Raw genomic sequence first — 15,666 nt, 5'->3', positions numbered from 1 at the left:
TGGGGTTAAGAGGGGAAGTATGGCAACGATCCTCGTAGTCGATGACGAAATGGGAATCCGGGAACTGCTCTCGGAAATCCTGAGCGACGAAGGCCATGTGGTCGAAGTCGCCGAGAACGCGCAGCAGGCACGCGAATACCGTGCGGGCACGACCCCTGATCTCGTGCTGCTCGATATCTGGATGCCCGACACCGATGGCGTGACATTGCTCAAGGAGTGGTCCGCGCAAGGCCAGCTGACAATGCCGGTGATCATGATGTCTGGCCATGCCACCATCGACACCGCGGTCGAGGCCACCAAGATCGGCGCGCTGAATTTCCTGGAAAAGCCGATCGCGCTGCAGAAACTGCTGTCGGCAGTGGAGCAGGGCCTGGCCCGTGGTATCGAACGCCCGCGCGCAGCGCCCGCGGCAATGCCCGCACCGGCGGCGCCGGCTATCGAAACCGCATTGGCACCGGCCTCTGCCGAGGCCAGCCTCGACGCCGCGGCCAACGGCAGCAATGCCGCGCGCCCGCCCGAAGCCGAAATGCACTTCTCGTTCGACATGCCGCTGCGCGAGGCGCGGGACCTGTTCGAGCGTGCCTACTTCGAGTACCACCTGGTGCGCGAACACGGCAGCATGACGCGCGTGGCCGAGAAGACCGGACTGGAACGTACGCACCTCTACCGCAAGCTCAAGCAGCTTGGCGTGGAGCTGGGCCGCAACAAGCAGGAACCTGCGGAGCAGTGATGCAACGAACGCTTGACGGGCGCCGAATCCATTGATATAGTTTCGCTTCTTTGGCCCGGTAGCTCAGTCGGTAGAGCAGAGGATTGAAAATCCTTGTGTCGGCGGTTCGATTCCGTCCCAGGCCACCAGAACATCAAAAGCCCGACTCTTCGAGTCGGGCTTTTTGTTTTTGCATCCTCCCATAGGTTCAGCACGCGGCCATCCGTTCGCCCGGCACAAACCAGATCTAAAAACTTTTGACTTGGCGGTCGATAGACATATCTCTACGATTGACTGACACACGACGGGAATCGGAATCGCGTGCACAGAATGCGCGGCCGGGTCAGACTGTTTTTACTGGGGGTCACTATGGATACGCTGTCCGAAGCAGGAATCGGCTGGCCGCAGGAATCGGACACCGCCGAGCGCGGCATCTGGAAGAGCACGATGGCCGCGGCCAGCCAGGCACTCGGTGCGGCAAGGAATGTGCAACAGACGATGGCGCAGACCTTGAAGCTGCAGCAGAAGATCCGCGCCCTGCGCGATGAACTCCACCACGCCGAAGCCGAACGCGATGTCTACCGCGAACTGCACCAACGCACCGTCGACGAGCTGCACCAGGCCGTGGACCGCAGTCCGGCCGAGATGAAGCGCCTGCGCGCGGAAACAGAGACCCTGCAAATCCGCCACCGCGCGTACAAGCTGCTGGTGCAGCATTACATGCGCATCGGCACGCCGATCGATCCCGCCAAATTTGCCGAGCAGCGCAGCCGCGTGCAGCAGCACATCCTGTTCCAGCGGCGCCGGGGCATTCCGGTCGCGCGGATCGGCGTCGAGGACATCGCGTTCCTGCTGCGCTGAGCGCAGCTGCCCCTCTCCAGATTACGCCTGCACCTGCGGCACAGCCGCAGCGTGCGCGTTGTCGTCGCTGACCACGCGGTTGCGGCCTTGCGTCTTGGCGTCGTAGAGACGCCGGTCGGCGATGGCGGCCAGGCCATCGAGCGTCATCGGCACACCGTCGGCAGCCTCGCCCCGCGCTTCGGCGACGCCCACGGAAATGGTGAAGCGGATGATGCGGTCGGCCCGTTCGACGCAGGCCTCGAGGTCGGCTTCGACCACGCATGCCGCGATGGCGCGTCGCAGCCGCTCCGCGCTCTGCGCGGCCTCGGCCAGGCTCGTATTTGGCATCAGCACGGCGAACTCCTCGCCGCCAAGCCGCGCCGGCTGATCGACGTTGCGCAGGTTTGCACGCATCGTGCGGGCGAGTTCGACGAGTACCTTGTCGCCGCTCGCATGACCCCAGTGGTCATTTACCTTCTTGAAGAAGTCGATATCGATCATGACCAGTGCCAGCGGCTGGCCGTCGCGCTTCTGGCGCTCGAATTCGGACTGCGCCAGTTCGCGCATGCGGCGCCGGTTGGCCAGCCCCGTAAGCGGGTCTTGCCGCGCGATCTCCTGCAGCTTTTCACCGAGCGCGATGTAATGGTCGAACAGCTGCGTCACGACCTTGAGCGTGATCCATAGCAGCAAGGGCAGCAGCACCCAGATCATCAGCAGCGGCCGGCTCATGCTCGCGAACATGCTCGCGTAGAGTTTGCGCGCCGGCACCAGGTCCATCAGCAGCCAGGGACTCTGCGGCGCGCGATGGAACAGCAGATAGTCGCCGTCGTGCTTCACCATGCCGCTACCGCGTGCGAACAGGTCCGCTGGCGCGAAATCCTTCCAGTTCCCGGGTACGGCGTCGGGCCATTTCTGTACCTTTCGGACCGGGTCATCGCTGATCGCCAGCACATCGCCATGGGCGTTCATCATGTACTGGACCGCGCCGGGATCGCTGGCAGCACGCAGCAGCTCGTCAAGGCGCTTCTGCTCGACGTCGATCGCCACGACGCCGCGGAACTGCTGGCCGGCATAGATCGGCACACTGAGCGTGGTCATGCGCCGCTTGCTCTGGAAATCGTCGTACATGGGTACCCAGTAGAGCTCGCGGCCGGGATTCACCTCGGGGGTCTGGCCACGGTAGTACGGCATGCTGTCGAAGCGTTGCATCATGCTTGGGGCCACGGCCGGGTCGATCGCCGGGTAGGCCACGAAGAAGCCGTTGCTTGAGATGAATATCGCGTTGCCCTGAACGTGGTCCGCGCGGATGCTGAGGCCCAGCAGCTCGCTGATCATCCGTCCCACGTACAGATCGGCCATGAGATCCGGGTCGCGGCGGTCGAAGCTGCGCAGGCCTGTCAGTCCCGCCGGGCCGACGCCGATCAGGGCCGGGCCATCCAGTGGCAGCTTCATCTGCCAGACTGTGGCATTGCGCTGCGCGTAGGCCTGGCGGATCGCCGCATCGGGCGCCACTGCATCCGCGCTCGCCTGGATCTCGAACAGACGCTCCGCGTAGGTGCTCAGGTACTCGAGCCGTCGCCGTTCGCCTTCCAGCACCGCTTCGACGCCAAGGGCGCGCAGTTCGAGATTGTGCTGGCGAGCCCGCAGGTCGCGCTCGCGCACCAGGTACACGTCGCGCAATCCAACCACCAACGCAAGCAGCAACACCACGGCGAAACAGCCGACCACCACGCGATGGGGCCGCATGACCGCAAGACGGGGCAGCCAGCGCGGCTGCGGCAGCGAACGACGCCACATGGGGCGCTCTCCTGTCTGATGGCGGGCCTTGCCCGGCAGGTCAGTGGGACGTGGCAAACAGCTCAGTGTAGGACAGCATGAACGCGCGGCGCACACCGGGCCGGTGTGCAGTACCATGCCTGATCGCCCCCCTGAGCGGCAATATCCACCGGAAACTTTCATGTTCGACATCCAGAACTATTACAGCTTCCTGCTTGCGATCCTGGTGTTCCAGCTCATTCCCGGTCCGGGTACGATCGCGATCCTCAACGCCACCGCGCGCAACGGCGTCGCCGCGGGCATGGGTGCGGTGCTGGGCACCTTGCTGGGCGACCTGGCGTTCATGGTTGCTGCCGTGGCGGGGCTGGCGGCGGTGATGAAGGCAAACCCGCCGCTGTTCCAGGGGCTCCAGTGGTTCGGCGCGGCCTACCTGTGCTGGATGGGCGTGCAACTGCTGCGCGCGCGCATCAGCGATGTGCCCGCGGCACCGGAACCGCGCAAGACCGCGAAGGTGTACCTGCGCCAGGGATTCGCTGTCAGCCTCACCAATCCCAAGGTGATCCTGTTCTTCGTCGCGTTCTTCCCGCTGTTCCTGCGGCCCGATTCGCCCCCGCTGACGCTGGCCGCGATGATGGCCCACGTCACGCTGATCAGCCTGCTGTATCAGGCCGGGCTGGTTCTCGTCGGCAACGCCATCGCCGGCAAGCTCAAGGCGCTCCCGTTCGCGCGCAAGGTGGCCACGCGGCTGGCTGGCATCGCGCTGGTGGGCTTCGGTCTGAAGCTCGCCGCGAGCAACCGCTGAGGCCAGCGCAATCGCGCCCTGCGGTGCTTTCCTGCGCCTGATTCGATACCTGCCGTCTGTTCATAACATCGCGCGGGCGCATTGACGCCCGTCGCCCGCAGCGGAACACTTCGCGTGCCGGTTCGCCATGCGTGCGCGCCGGTTTGCCCCCGATCGAGGCGTCGTCTCAGGCGACGTTGCGCATCCCGCTGCCACGCCACTGTCGTCCTCTCTTTCGGCTTGTCGTCCTGCCCGTCAGGACATGCCCGCACCCTGGCCAGACATGCCCCCGATGACCTTGTGCCGCGCGACGCGACCGTCGCGCCTGACCCGATCCATGACCATCCGCACGACCGGAGCGCAGCAGTGAGTACGCTTTCGCGCCGGCTGGTGGCCGAGGGACTGGGTACGGCATTGCTGGTCGCCGTGGTGGTGGGGTCGGGCATCCGCGCCGAGCGGCTGGCCGATGGCAATGTCGGGCTTGCCTTGCTATGCAATGCGCTGGCTACCGGCGCCGGGCTGGTGGCGCTGCTGGTGGCGCTGGGTCCGGTGTCGGGCGGACATTTCAATCCGGTGGTGAGCTTGTCGGCACTGGTGCAGGGCGCACTCTCGCCGCGCGTCGCGCTCGGCTATGCGGCCGTGCAGATCGGTGGCGGCATTGCCGGCGTGCTGGCCGCGCATGCGATGTTCGGCGAACCGGCGCTGGCGTGGTCCGCGCACAGCCGCACCGGGCTGCCGATGTGGTGGAGCGAGTTCGTGGCGACGTTCGGGCTGGTCGGGGTAGGCATCGGCACACTGCGCAGCCGGCCGGGTCTGGTGCCGTTCGTGGTGGCCGGCTATATCACCGCCGGCTACTGGTTCACGTCATCGACCTCGTTCGCCAACCCGGCGCTGACGATTGCGTGCGCGCTGACCGACACGTTCACGGGTATCCGACCGGTCGATGTGCCGGGCTTCGTGCTCGCGCAGATTGCGGGCGGGCTCAGTGCCACGCTGTTGTTCCATTGGCTGTGCCGCAAGCCGGCAGAGATCCCCGAAAGGGCGGAACGCGGGGAAAAGCGCGCAACCGCTGCGCGCTGGCGCGCGGGCAAGCCGGCCGCTACCAGCGCCGATTGAGCTGGACGCCGAAGATCGAGCCGCTGTTCTGCGTGGCCCAGGCCTCGGCCGGCGCCGTGAACGCGATGCCCTCCACGTCGTTGGCGCGGCTGTAGGTATAGAACGCGCGCAGGTTCGCGTTGCCCGCCGACTTGCCCAGCGTCAGCGTCGGCGCGATCGTCAGCGCGGTGCGCTGGCCGCTCGCGCCGAAGCCTGACGAGATCTGGTCACGCGCAACTTCGAAAACCATCTTGAACTGGTCGCTCGCCACATAGGCTGGACGGATCCGCGTGGCGGCCCATTGCAGCGTGCCAATGGGCGAACGATCGAACTGCATGCTCGATTCGACCGAGCCGCCCAGGCCGGACCGGCCCTTCCATTCGAGCGATTCCGCGACGCGCACGCGCGACAGCGCCGGGCCCATGCCCGTGTAGCCTGCCATGGCGCTGCGGGCGCCGGAGCCGAACTGCAGCCCGACACGGTTGGTCCCGGCGAGCACACCTTTCTGTTCATGAAGCGCCGACGCCCACCACGCGCTGCCGGAATCGGCGACCAGCGACTGGGCCTCGACCCGCGTAAAGCCAAGCTGCACCGAGCCCTGCTCGTTGGTCGTGATCGGCGCCGTGCGCACCGAGTGGTAGCTCGGCTGGTTCTGTCCGTTCTGCTCGTTTCGGGCCGTGTATTGGTAGCTCAGGCCGACATCGCCGATCATGCGTGCATTGTCCACGCCGAAGCGCATGGCCGTGGAATTCGGGGGCAGCAGGCCTGACGACATCAGGAACGGGCTGCTGTCGCGGCGGCCGGCCCACATGGTGGCGCCGTCGAGCACCGACAGGCCGCTCACCGCCGTATAGAACTGCGGCACCAGCGCGTAGGGATCGACGGCGGCGGGGCGGCCGTTGACCGAGGTCGCATCGGTGCCGCGGGCCTGGGCGATCAGCATGACCTGCGCGCCGCCGTCGAGGTTGAGCACCGACTCGCGGATCCTCACCTCGCCCGAACTGCGGCACGCCAGACCGTGGCCGATGCCGGTGGACAGCGCGCCGCCGGCACACGCGCGCATGGTGGCGTCGCGGTCCTCGGCGGCGGCACGGCCGCTGTAGCTGAGTCGCCAGACCGAATCTACCGCCGCATCGTCGGCCGGCAACTGCGAGCGCAGCACCGGCGGCGCGTCTGATGGCGTCTCTTCGGCGGTGGCCGCATCGGCAATCGGTTCGGCCGGGGGTTCAGCCACGAAATGCCCGAGCCGCGACGGGAACAGCACCAGGGGTGGGGTAGGCGGGGCAGGCGGAGCCGCGGAATCAGGCGGGCCGACGAACGTGTCGTCGACCGGCGCGGCGGCTTGGGCCACCTGCGCACCGGCCACCTGCGCACCGGCCGATGCCTCGGCGGGTGCCGGTGCAGGCGCCGTTTGCGGTGCCGCGGCAGCAGGAGGCGTCTCACCGGCGATCAGGGCGCCGAGCGGATCGTCCTGGGGCGTCGCCATGGCCAGCACGGCAGGCGCGGGGCGCGCATCCTGTATGCGAGGCGGGGTGATGGAGAGGGACTGGGCGCCCTGCTGCGTCTGCGCGCAAGCCACCATCCCCCAGGCGGCCAGAACGGCGGCACTCAGGCGGCGGCGGGGAAAGCAACGACAGGAGGCAACAGGGAGTCGGGACAGCATGCAACGAACGACCAGGCGGCCAGACCGCCGGTACGGGGGTCTTTTTTTAACAGCCGCACGATTTGACTGCAAGACGGGTTACAAAATCCATCACTGCGTGTGCCTTCTCACAATACGAAAAGCCGAATGTCCGCCACATGCCGGACGATGCGTCAGCGCGCCGAAATCACGCGAAAGAACTAGCGAAAACCCGGACTTCTGCAGGGCTCCGTGCAGAAAAAGGCACCGCTATAATCGGTGGGCTTGTCTTTCGGGTAAGACAGCCGCGGCCTTGTTACGAACGGGTGCCTCAACAGCGGTTGCATCGCGTCGGTTGCACATCGTCCCGGCATCACCAGGGTTCCCGTCCGTAACAGGCACTGCGTTGCGCGCGGCACCAACCCCGCCGCGGGCGCGTCAAGGCTCGGCGCAAGGCGCGATGACACGATCGGCGTCCCAGGCCCATCCGCACCAAATATCTATAAAAGAGGAGAAGTCAATGCAACGTCGTTCCTTCCTGTTGAAAGCGTCGGCAGTGGCCGCTACCGGGGCCCTTGCCGCATGCGGAAAGGAAGAAAAGGCCGCCGCACCGGCTGCCAGCGCCCCAGCAGCCCCCGCCGTCGTCGGCAGCAACCCCGCCGTAGAATGGCGCCTGGCATCGAGCTTCCCCAAGTCGCTGGACACCATCTTCGGCGCGTCCGAACTCCTCGCGACCCGGGTCAAGGAACTGACCGACGGCAAGTTCAACATCAAGGTCTTCGCCGCCGGCGAAATCGTGCCCGGCCTGCAGGTCCTGGACTCGGTGCAGAACAACACCGTCCAGATTGGCCATACCGCCGGTTACTACTACTTCGGCAAGAACCCGACGCTGTGCTTTGACACCACCGTGCCGTTTGGCCTGACCGCGCGCCAGCAAAATGCGTGGATGCTGCAAGGCAACGGCATGAAGCTGATGCGTGAATTCTTCAAGGAATACAACGTCGTCAACTTCCTGGGCGGCAACACCAACGCACAGATGGGCGGCTGGTTCCGCAAGGAAATCAAGACCGTGGCGGACCTGCAAGGCCTGAAGTACCGTATCGCCGGATTTGCCGGCGTGGTGCTGTCGCGCCTTGGCGTGGTGCCGCAGCAGATCGCCGGCGGCGACATCTACCCGGCGCTGGAAAAGGGCACCATCGACGCGGCCGAGTGGGTGGGCCCGTACGACGACGAGAAGCTCGGCTTCTACAAGGTGGCACCGTACTACTATTACCCGGGCTGGTGGGAAGGCAGCGCGCAGCTGTCGTTCTACGCCTCGGCCAGCGAGTTCGAAAAGCTGCCGGCGCTGTACAAGCGCGCGCTGGAAACCGCCACCATCGAGGCCCACACCACGATGATGGCCAAGTACGACACGGTGAACCCGCAGGCGCTGGCCCGCCTGCTCGAAAACGGCGTGAAGCTACGCCCGTTCTCGAAGGAGATCATGGAGGCCTGCTTCAAGGCCACCCAGGAAGCCTACGCCGACGAAACCGCCAAGAACCCGTCGTTCAAGAAGATCTATGACGACTGGCGCGTGTTCCGCAACAACGAGGCTGCCTGGTTCAACGTGGCCGAGCAGGCGTTCTCGCAGTTCAGCTTCGCGCGCAAGCTGTAAAGCACGCCGGGAGGCAGACCGGCCTCCTGCCTGCACAAACCCCGTGTTCCGGTGACGGCACGGGGTTTTTGCTTGGTGCGCCTGGCATGCCGCCGCATTGCGGGCGCCGGCAACAAAACACCCTCGCCGGTAGAATCGCGCGCAGCATCTACCGGAATTTTCCATGCAACTCGGCATCCTTTACGCGCTCCTGGCCTACATCATCTGGGGGCTGCTCCCGCTTTACATCAAATCGCTGCCAGGCATCGCGCCGGCCGAAATCCTGCTGCACCGGATGGTGTGGTCGCTGGCGTTCCTGGCCATCATCCTGGCCAGCCGGCGCCAGTGGGCATGGCTCGGCAAGGTCGTGACGGACCGGCGCCTGCTGGTGTCGTTTGCCGCCAGCGCCGCGCTGTTGTGCGGCAACTGGTTTCTTTATATCTGGGCCGTGTCCGCCAACCGCGTGGTCGACGCGAGCCTCGGCTATTTCATCAACCCGCTGTTCAGTGTGCTGCTCGGCGTGATGTTCCTGCATGAACGCCTGCGGCCGGGACAGTGGCTGTCGATCGTGGTCGCCGCCGCTGGCGTCGCCTGGCTGACGGTTGCGTCGGGCCAGCTTCCGTGGATTGCGCTGGCACTGGCCGCCACCTTCGGCGGTTACGGTCTGCTGCGCAAGACGGGCGCGCTTGGCGCGCTGGAAGGGCTGTCGCTCGAGACACTGCTGCTGTTCCCGATCGCCGCCGCTGCGCTTGGCTACCTGTTTGCAACGGGTCAGGACGGCTTCCGGCACGCAGCACCAGGTACACAATGCCTGCTGTTGATGGCCGGCCCGGTCACCGCCGTGCCGCTGCTGTTCTTTGCCGCCGGCGCCCGCCGGATTCCGTTGTCGCTGCTTGGATTGCTCCAGTACACGGGCCCGACGCTGCAACTACTGCTTGGCGTGTGGCTGTGGCACGAACCGTTTCCGCCTCAGAAGCAGCTTGGCTACGCGCTGATCTGGGTATCGCTGGCCTTGTACGCAGCGGAAGGGCTGTGGATCACGGCGCGGCAGAGGTCGACTTCTATCAGCGCGAAAGATGAAGTGGCTTAATAATGAACCCGTGTGATTCATCGTATAGATGAAATTGGCTACGAAATCATTACTGCGTCGGCAGTTTTCATCGACGCCATTAATCACACACAAGACAATCAACCCCTCACAATAATTCGCATCAATGGATCGGCATTGCTCGATCCATGGCTATCATGCCCGTCGACCCATCCACGCCCCCGGAAGCAGCCGTCCAGCGCAAGATCATCCATTGCGACTGCGACTGCTTCTACGCGTCGGTCGAGATGCGGGATGACCCGTCGTTGCGGGGCCGCCCCATGGCGGTAGGCGGCTCCCCCGACCGCCGCGGCGTGATCGCAACCTGCAACTACGAGGCGCGCGCGTTCGGCGTGCGCTCGGCCATGTCGTCGGCGCAGGCGGTGCGGCGCTGCCCGGACCTGCTGATCCTGCGCCCGGCCATGGACAAATACCGCGAGGTGTCGCGGCGGATCTTTGCGATCTACCGTGAATACACGGCGCTGGTGGAACCGCTTTCGCTGGATGAAGCCTACCTCGACGTAAGCCAGTGTCCGCAGCACGATGGCAGCGCCACGCGCATCGCGGAGGAAATCCGGCGGCGTGTGCGCGAGGAGGTCGGTGTGACGGTGTCAGCGGGCGTCGGCCCGAACAAGTTCGTCGCCAAGATCGCCAGCGACTGGAACAAGCCCGACGGGTTGTTCGTGGTACGGCCTGCTTCCGTCGACGTATTCGTCGCGGAACTGCCGGTCGGACGGATCCATGGCGTGGGGGCCGTTACGGCTGGCAAGCTCAAGCGGCTGGGCGCCGAAACCTGCGGCGACCTGCGCGCATGGCCCGCTGACAGGTTGCACCGCGAGTTCGGCAGCTTCGGCGCGCGGCTCTACAACCTGTGCCGCGGCATTGACCACCGCACGGTTTCGCCCGAACGCGAACGCAAGTCGATCAGTGTCGAGGAAACGTATGCCGACGACCTGCCGGATCTGCAAGCGTGCCTGGCCGAACTGGAACCGCTGATCGCCATGCTGGAGGCCCGCATTGTGCGGGCCCAGGCGCATGACACGATCGACAAGCTCACCGTGAAGCTGCGCTTCTCGGACTTCCGCCAGACCACCGTCGAATGCCGCGGCCATGCACCGGACCGCGATACCTATGCGCGGCTGCTTGCCGAAGGCCATGCCCGGCGCGGCTTGCCGGTGCGGTTGCTCGGGGTAGGGGTCGCGACCAGCGATCGCGACAGGACACAGCTTGAGCTGTTTCCGTGATTGTCATTCACCCGACAAATTGTTTAATCAAAAAAATCACACCACTGATTTTTCGCACAAATAACTACTGCAGATCGTTCCGCATGATCAGCAGCCATGGCAGGTGCGAATTGGTTACGCCGTCGAGCTTGCCTGAATCACCGAGCTCGATCTCGTCCATCGACACCGACTGCTGGACATTGCCGCCAATGGCTTTCACAAGCCGCACGGCAGGATCGACCGACACCACGATGTCGCAATGCATGGGCGTGGTGCCAAAGCTGATCTCGGCGATGTCGTCGATGTACTTGTCGCGGCCGCGTGGTGCGCAGATGATGTCGCCGGGCCGCGGCAGCGCAGGAACGGGTTCGATGTGAAATGCGGGCCGGGGCAGGATACCGTCGCGGGAATCCACGACATACATCGAATGTGACTGGCCGGTCAGGAACTGGCGGTCGTCGAGCCCCGCCTTGCGCAAGACCCAGGAAATGAACACGGCCGACCACGCCCACGACGGCTGCGTGACCTGCCCGCAACTGGGCGCTTCCCCGACGATCCCCCAGTAGCGCTGAGCCATCTGACAACCCAGCGGCGTGGCTTCCATGCCGGTACCGTCCGGGAACGACACGCAGCCTGCGCCGTCGGTGTCCGCCTCTGCATCGCTGTCGGCGGATCCGTGCGCTGGAGCGCCTGTATCAGGAGTGGCCGAGGTGGCCACGACCTGAGGTGCCGGCAGCGGACTGAACGTCACGCAGGCCGAATCGTCGCGGCCAAGCCGCACAGTCTGCGAGCCCCAGCGCCGCCATTCCTGCGTGGCGATTTCTACGATGCGCTCGCGCGCCGTGGCGCCCGGTGTGGTCACGGGGCGTTCCATGTCGGGAAGGGGAGTGGCCTGCGGGCGCACCGGTTCGCTGACAGTGCTGCAGCCCGCCAGCACGGCAAGCGCCAGCGCAGCGCATAAGACCGGGCGCAGGACCTGTGGAGAAGCCTGTGGAATCGGCTGTGGAAAGCGCTGTGAATAACGCTGTGGAAAGGTGCCCTTGTGCGATCGTGGAAGCATATGGCCCCATGATGCGCCGTATTCGCTACGGCCTTGATCAACCGTGCCTGAACGGCTGTTTGCGGGTCTGGCCGGCCAGCCGCGGACGGGCCGGCTTGCGGTGCAGATTGCTCTGCAGAAGTATCTTACGAGTACTGTGGATAACGTTCCCCCGCCGGGCGCGCACCTGCGTCCTTGGACGACACGGTGGCGGCATGGCGGGGTCATGCAAAACCGGGGCGCGGCAGCGACCCGCCGGGCATGCCCGGGATTACTGGTTGACGGCGTCCTTGAACTTCTGGCCAGCCTTGAACTTCACCGTCTTGGCTGCTTCCACCTTGATTTCTTCGCCAGTGCGCGGGTTGCGGGCCATGCGCTCGCCGCGCTCACCCTTGCTGAACGTGCCAAAGCCGACCAGGCTCAGCGTATCGCCGTTGGCAACGGCATCCATGATGGCCGACAGCGTCACGTTCAGTGCCTGTTCAGCCTTAGCCTTGGTCAGACCGTCCACACCTGCAGCGATAGCGTCGATCAGTTCGGTTTTCGTCATGCTTCACTCCGTATCGAGTTGATAAAACACAGACGTCCGGGCACGGGCAGCCCATGGCAGGGCCGGCCCGGCAAAGACGTCGCGGGCCACATGATACCGTGCCGGACAAGGCGCACCGGATGAGATTGTTACGAGGACCTTTCCCGGAAGCCCGCATCAGGCCGTGAATCCGCAAAAGCCGGGTCACTCCGTGGGGCCTATAGCCGGCACAGCGAGTGATGTCCACGTCTTCCTGACCCTGCCAGCAGGAATAGCGTCTTGGAGCCCGTATACGCCTTTCAGTGCTCTACGACCTCTCCGGGGTGGGGAAGTTGCCCTGCGCGGCGCCCAAAGGCCTCTGAAGCCCTTACAAGCGTTTCTTGAGCCACCGCCTTCTCTCTACCGCGCCCTTCCATGGGAAGGCTATGCACTATGTTGCATGCGGATCGAGCGTTTCCTCAGTTTCCGTTTTCTTACCATTCGCAACGCGAATGACCGAGGAGCGGGTCGAAGATCGGGCGACGCCGTATACGGCCGCATGCGTATACCTCGCCGATGCCGTCAATCCATGTTGTTTTCTGAAATCGCCCTCTTCGTTGGCGTATACGGCCGAGGCTGGTTTATCTCCGCCCGGGAATTCTTGCCGCCATCAGAGTCCCGGCGGCGGCGGACCACTGGGTTTACGTCTTTCTTTTCATGTATACAAATAGTGGTAGTAGGTAAACGGCGGTCCGCGCTGTGGATAAGCCGGTAAACTCAAGGCGGATCAAAGGTTTACGTAAACGAGAACTACAGGGACGCAGTGTTGGCGGACGTGGATGACTTCGGGGTTGATGCGGAAGGTCCCTTCCCGACGTCCTGACTTGTTCCCGTGGCGTCCCCATGCCAGCCCCAGGCAGCCCACACGCAATCCGGCTTCTTATCCACAGAAACTGGCGGCTTTATCCACATTGGTGGCTCCTTCGCGTAAACCGCGAGAGGCGTTAACGTGCCATCCACGCCGTCGTTCTTGCGTCACTTGACGTATACGTGGCACCTGGCGCCCGGCATGCGTATACGGTGGCCATGGCACCCCGGTATCATGCCGATCGCGCCGACTGAACCGGCGCCGGCAACGCAACGGTAGCGACCAGCACGGAAAGGCAAATGGCTGACAAGGCAAAGCGCAAGGACAGCGACAAGGAAAAGAAGGCGGTCAAGTCGGCAAGCGACCGCATCGAGGTGCGCCAGTCTGGCGTGCATGGCAAGGGGGTCTACGCGATTGCGCCGATCGCAGAGGGGGAGCGCGTAATCGAGTACAAGGGCGAGCACATTTCCTGGAAGAAGGCCCTGGATCGCCATCCGCACGATCCGAACGACCCCAACCACACGTTCTATTTCAGCCTGGACGACGGCAGCGTGATCGACGCCAAGTTCGGCGGTAACCGCGCGCGCTGGATCAACCATGCGTGTACCCCGAACTGCGAGGCGCGCGAAAAGAAGGGCCGCGTGTTCATCCACGCGTTGCGCGACATTGCCACCGGCGAAGAGCTTTTCTATGACTACGGGTTGGTGATTGACGCCCGCTATACGAAGAAGCTCAAGAAGGAATTCGAGTGCCGTTGTGGCAGCCCGGACTGCCGCGGCACCATGCTGGCGCCGAAGGGCAAGACGTCGTCGAAGTAAGCGGGCAAGCAAAGCCTGCCCGCCGCAAGCGTCAGGCGGCTAGGCCGGCAGCCTCGCACGGGATACGGATCACAAAGCGCATGGTCGCGCGCCGCTCGGCGCCTGTGGCCGGTTCCGCGGGGGCGTCCGCAGCGGGCACGTCCTCGATGCGGATGGTGCCGTGGTGCAGGCCGATGATCTCGTGCACGATGGCCAGGCCCAGCCCGGCACCCGCGGTTTGCGTGGCCAGCGCCTGGTCGCCCTGGCTGTCGCCGCGGAAGAAGCGTTTGAAGACCTCCTCGCGCCGCTGTGGGGCGATGCCGGGGCCGTTGTCTTCGATCATCACGACCGCCATGCCACGGTTGCCCAATGCCTCGCCGCCCGCGCGTACCGTGATGCGCCCGCCTGGGGGCACATACTTCACCGCGTTGTCGATCAGGTTGGACAGCGCTTCCCGCATGAGCAGGCGATTGCCGCGCACCATGGCCGGTGAGCCGCCCGTGAAAGTCGGGCCCGGCAGCACTTCAAAACCCAGGTCCAGGCGGCGCGCCAGCGCCTGAGGCACCCATTCCGCGCCGGTTTCGAACGCCAGTTCCGCCAGGTCGAAATATTCCACCGGCCCAAGCCGCTCCAATGACAGGCCCGGCTCTGCGCGCGCCAGCGACAGCAGCTGGTTGGACAGTCGCACCGCCCGGTCGGCGGCAGTCTGCAGCTCGCGCAGCGCATGGCGGGCAACATCCAGCGAATCGGCTTCCATGGCGCGATCGGCATGGAGCTTTACCGCCGTCAAAGGCGTGCGCAACTGGTGCGCGGCGTCGGCGATGAACTTGCGCTGGGCGTCGAGGGCATCACGCAGGCGCGACAACAGCGCGTTCAGGCCGCGGATCAGCGGCGCCACCTCGGCGGGGACCTGCGTTTCGTCGAGCGCGGCAAGCGAGCGCGCGGTCTGGCGGTTGAGCTTGTCGGTCAGGATCTGCAGCGGCACTAGCTCTTCCTTGAGCACGTGCGAGAGGATCAGGCTGCCCACGAGCAGCAGCAGGATCAGCGGCACGGACACCGACAGCAGGATCTCGTTGGCCGCCGTTTCGCGGCGGTCCAGCAACTCCGCCACTTCCACCACGATCGGCCCGCGCGTCACCTTGTCGTCTTCATTGGTCCCGAGCTCGTCGGTCGCCGGGCTGGGCAGCATGACCGGGAGCCGCACCGCGCGCACCTGGCGGCCGCTGAACCAGGCGTAGAACAGCCGTGCGTCGTGCAGCGTGGTCTGGCCGGTGCCGTAGCCAAGCCAGGTGTCCATGCCGCCGATCAAGCCGTCAGGCCCGTGGATGCGCCAGTAGATGCGGTCGGTGCCTTCGGCCTCGACCAGCGTCTGGGCGATCATCGGGATGTCCTGCTCGAGCCGCGGCCCGGCAATGCGGATCTGCTGCGCGATGCTGTTCGCCACGCCATAGAGGGCGCGGTCGAACACCTGCGTGGTGTAATGCGCCGCCAGCCAGTAAGACAGCGAGCCGCTGACCAGCACCAGTGCGAACAGCGGCGTGGCCAGCGCGCGCAGCAGGTGGACGCGCAGGCTGGCGTTGGCCGCCACGCGCGGCGCCTGCTTCATGCCGCGGCGGCTCTGCGACTGCGTCGACTCGGCGAAATCGGTGTTGGTACGTGAGGAGCGGGTTCGCGGCCACATGGCGCTGG

General features: G+C 65.2%; 13 protein-coding genes and 1 tRNA gene. 9 read left to right on the top strand and 5 right to left on the bottom strand.

Annotated elements, in window-relative coordinates:
- Positions 1-19 precede the first annotated feature (19 nt).
- The 3 genes from K2O51_RS30440 to K2O51_RS30430 all read left to right on the top strand — a co-directional run bounded on the left by K2O51_RS30440 (position 20) and on the right by K2O51_RS30430 (position 1,570).
- Entirely contained in the window at positions 20-730 is a 711-nt protein-coding gene (locus K2O51_RS30440) for a response regulator (RefSeq protein WP_140950428.1), read from the top strand.
- Positions 731-782: 52 nt separating this feature from the next.
- Positions 783-858: transfer RNA gene (locus K2O51_RS30435), tRNA-Phe, on the top strand.
- Positions 859-1,078: 220 nt separating this feature from the next.
- Positions 1,079-1,570 (top strand): hypothetical protein, encoded by a 492-nt coding sequence (locus K2O51_RS30430; RefSeq protein WP_220631696.1) that lies wholly within the window; start codon positions 1,079-1,081, stop codon positions 1,568-1,570.
- 21 nt (positions 1,571-1,591) lie between these two features.
- Here the strand turns inward: K2O51_RS30430 and K2O51_RS30425 are convergent, their stop codons facing one another.
- Positions 1,592-3,346: a cellulose biosynthesis regulator YedQ gene (locus tag K2O51_RS30425; RefSeq protein ID WP_011299527.1), complete on the bottom strand. Its 1,755-nt coding sequence runs from the start codon at positions 3,344-3,346 to the stop codon at positions 1,592-1,594.
- Between the two features lie 160 nt (positions 3,347-3,506).
- Between K2O51_RS30425 and K2O51_RS30420 the strand changes: the two genes are divergently transcribed.
- Both K2O51_RS30420 and K2O51_RS30415 read left to right on the top strand, forming a co-directional pair.
- Entirely contained in the window at positions 3,507-4,127 is a 621-nt protein-coding gene (locus tag K2O51_RS30420; protein WP_041679754.1) for a LysE family translocator, read from the top strand.
- A 345-nt stretch (positions 4,128-4,472) separates the two neighbouring features.
- Positions 4,473-5,222: an aquaporin gene (locus K2O51_RS30415; protein WP_041679753.1), complete on the top strand. Its 750-nt coding sequence runs from the start codon at positions 4,473-4,475 to the stop codon at positions 5,220-5,222.
- On the opposite strand, the gene K2O51_RS30410 is transcribed toward K2O51_RS30415, so the two are convergent.
- Positions 5,206-6,864 (bottom strand): carbohydrate porin, encoded by a 1,659-nt coding sequence (locus tag K2O51_RS30410; protein ID WP_140949982.1) that lies wholly within the window; start codon positions 6,862-6,864, stop codon positions 5,206-5,208. The genes K2O51_RS30415 and K2O51_RS30410 overlap by 17 nt on opposite strands.
- A gap of 478 nt (positions 6,865-7,342) precedes the next feature.
- Between K2O51_RS30410 and K2O51_RS30405 the strand changes: the two genes are divergently transcribed.
- The 3 genes from K2O51_RS30405 to dinB all read left to right on the top strand — a co-directional run bounded on the left by K2O51_RS30405 (position 7,343) and on the right by dinB (position 10,786).
- Complete coding sequence (locus K2O51_RS30405; RefSeq protein WP_041679752.1) at positions 7,343-8,476, top strand: TRAP transporter substrate-binding protein; 1,134 nt, start codon at positions 7,343-7,345, stop codon at positions 8,474-8,476.
- 163 nt (positions 8,477-8,639) lie between these two features.
- Positions 8,640-9,545: an EamA family transporter RarD gene (gene rarD, locus K2O51_RS30400; protein ID WP_011299522.1), complete on the top strand. Its 906-nt coding sequence runs from the start codon at positions 8,640-8,642 to the stop codon at positions 9,543-9,545.
- 146 nt (positions 9,546-9,691) lie between these two features.
- Complete coding sequence (dinB, locus tag K2O51_RS30395) at positions 9,692-10,786, top strand: DNA polymerase IV (RefSeq protein ID WP_140949983.1); 1,095 nt, start codon at positions 9,692-9,694, stop codon at positions 10,784-10,786.
- 64 nt (positions 10,787-10,850) lie between these two features.
- Here dinB and K2O51_RS30390 read toward each other — a convergent pair whose 3' ends face one another.
- Positions 10,851-11,825 (bottom strand): DUF2272 domain-containing protein, encoded by a 975-nt coding sequence (locus K2O51_RS30390; protein WP_140949984.1) that lies wholly within the window; start codon positions 11,823-11,825, stop codon positions 10,851-10,853.
- A 250-nt stretch (positions 11,826-12,075) separates the two neighbouring features.
- On the bottom strand, positions 12,076-12,354 hold the full coding sequence (locus K2O51_RS30385; protein WP_011299519.1) for an HU family DNA-binding protein: 279 nt from the start codon (positions 12,352-12,354) through the stop codon (positions 12,076-12,078).
- A gap of 1,125 nt (positions 12,355-13,479) precedes the next feature.
- Between K2O51_RS30385 and K2O51_RS30380 the strand changes: the two genes are divergently transcribed.
- On the top strand, positions 13,480-13,998 hold the full coding sequence (locus tag K2O51_RS30380) for an SET domain-containing protein (RefSeq protein WP_011299518.1): 519 nt from the start codon (positions 13,480-13,482) through the stop codon (positions 13,996-13,998).
- 31 nt (positions 13,999-14,029) lie between these two features.
- Here the strand turns inward: K2O51_RS30380 and K2O51_RS30375 are convergent, their stop codons facing one another.
- Complete coding sequence (locus K2O51_RS30375) at positions 14,030-15,658, bottom strand: sensor histidine kinase (protein WP_011299517.1); 1,629 nt, start codon at positions 15,656-15,658, stop codon at positions 14,030-14,032.
- Positions 15,659-15,666: the final 8 nt, after the last annotated feature.

It is taken from the genome of Cupriavidus pinatubonensis (assembly GCF_019602855.1).
GTDB lineage: Bacteria > Pseudomonadota > Gammaproteobacteria > Burkholderiales > Burkholderiaceae > Cupriavidus > Cupriavidus pinatubonensis.
The sequence above is the reverse complement of the archived record's forward strand: the minus strand, read 5'-3'. Positions and strand labels throughout refer to the sequence as shown.

Coding starts and splice junctions, on each gene's coding strand:
- K2O51_RS30405 (WP_041679752.1), top strand. CDS start 7,343: ATGCAACGTCGTTCCTTCCTGTTGAAAGCGTCGGCAGTGGCCGCTACC.
- K2O51_RS30430 (WP_220631696.1), top strand. CDS start 1,079: ATGGATACGCTGTCCGAAGCAGGAATCGGCTGGCCGCAGGAATCGGAC.
- K2O51_RS30425 (WP_011299527.1), bottom strand. CDS start 3,346: ATGTGGCGTCGTTCGCTGCCGCAGCCGCGCTGGCTGCCCCGTCTTGCG.
- K2O51_RS30375 (WP_011299517.1), bottom strand. CDS start 15,658: ATGTGGCCGCGAACCCGCTCCTCACGTACCAACACCGATTTCGCCGAG.
- rarD (WP_011299522.1), top strand. CDS start 8,640: ATGCAACTCGGCATCCTTTACGCGCTCCTGGCCTACATCATCTGGGGG.
- K2O51_RS30390 (WP_140949984.1), bottom strand. CDS start 11,825: ATGCTTCCACGATCGCACAAGGGCACCTTTCCACAGCGTTATTCACAG.
- K2O51_RS30385 (WP_011299519.1), bottom strand. CDS start 12,354: ATGACGAAAACCGAACTGATCGACGCTATCGCTGCAGGTGTGGACGGT.
- K2O51_RS30440 (WP_140950428.1), top strand. CDS start 20: ATGGCAACGATCCTCGTAGTCGATGACGAAATGGGAATCCGGGAACTG.
- K2O51_RS30380 (WP_011299518.1), top strand. CDS start 13,480: ATGGCTGACAAGGCAAAGCGCAAGGACAGCGACAAGGAAAAGAAGGCG.
- dinB (WP_140949983.1), top strand. CDS start 9,692: ATGGCTATCATGCCCGTCGACCCATCCACGCCCCCGGAAGCAGCCGTC.
- K2O51_RS30420 (WP_041679754.1), top strand. CDS start 3,507: ATGTTCGACATCCAGAACTATTACAGCTTCCTGCTTGCGATCCTGGTG.
- K2O51_RS30410 (WP_140949982.1), bottom strand. CDS start 6,864: ATGCTGTCCCGACTCCCTGTTGCCTCCTGTCGTTGCTTTCCCCGCCGC.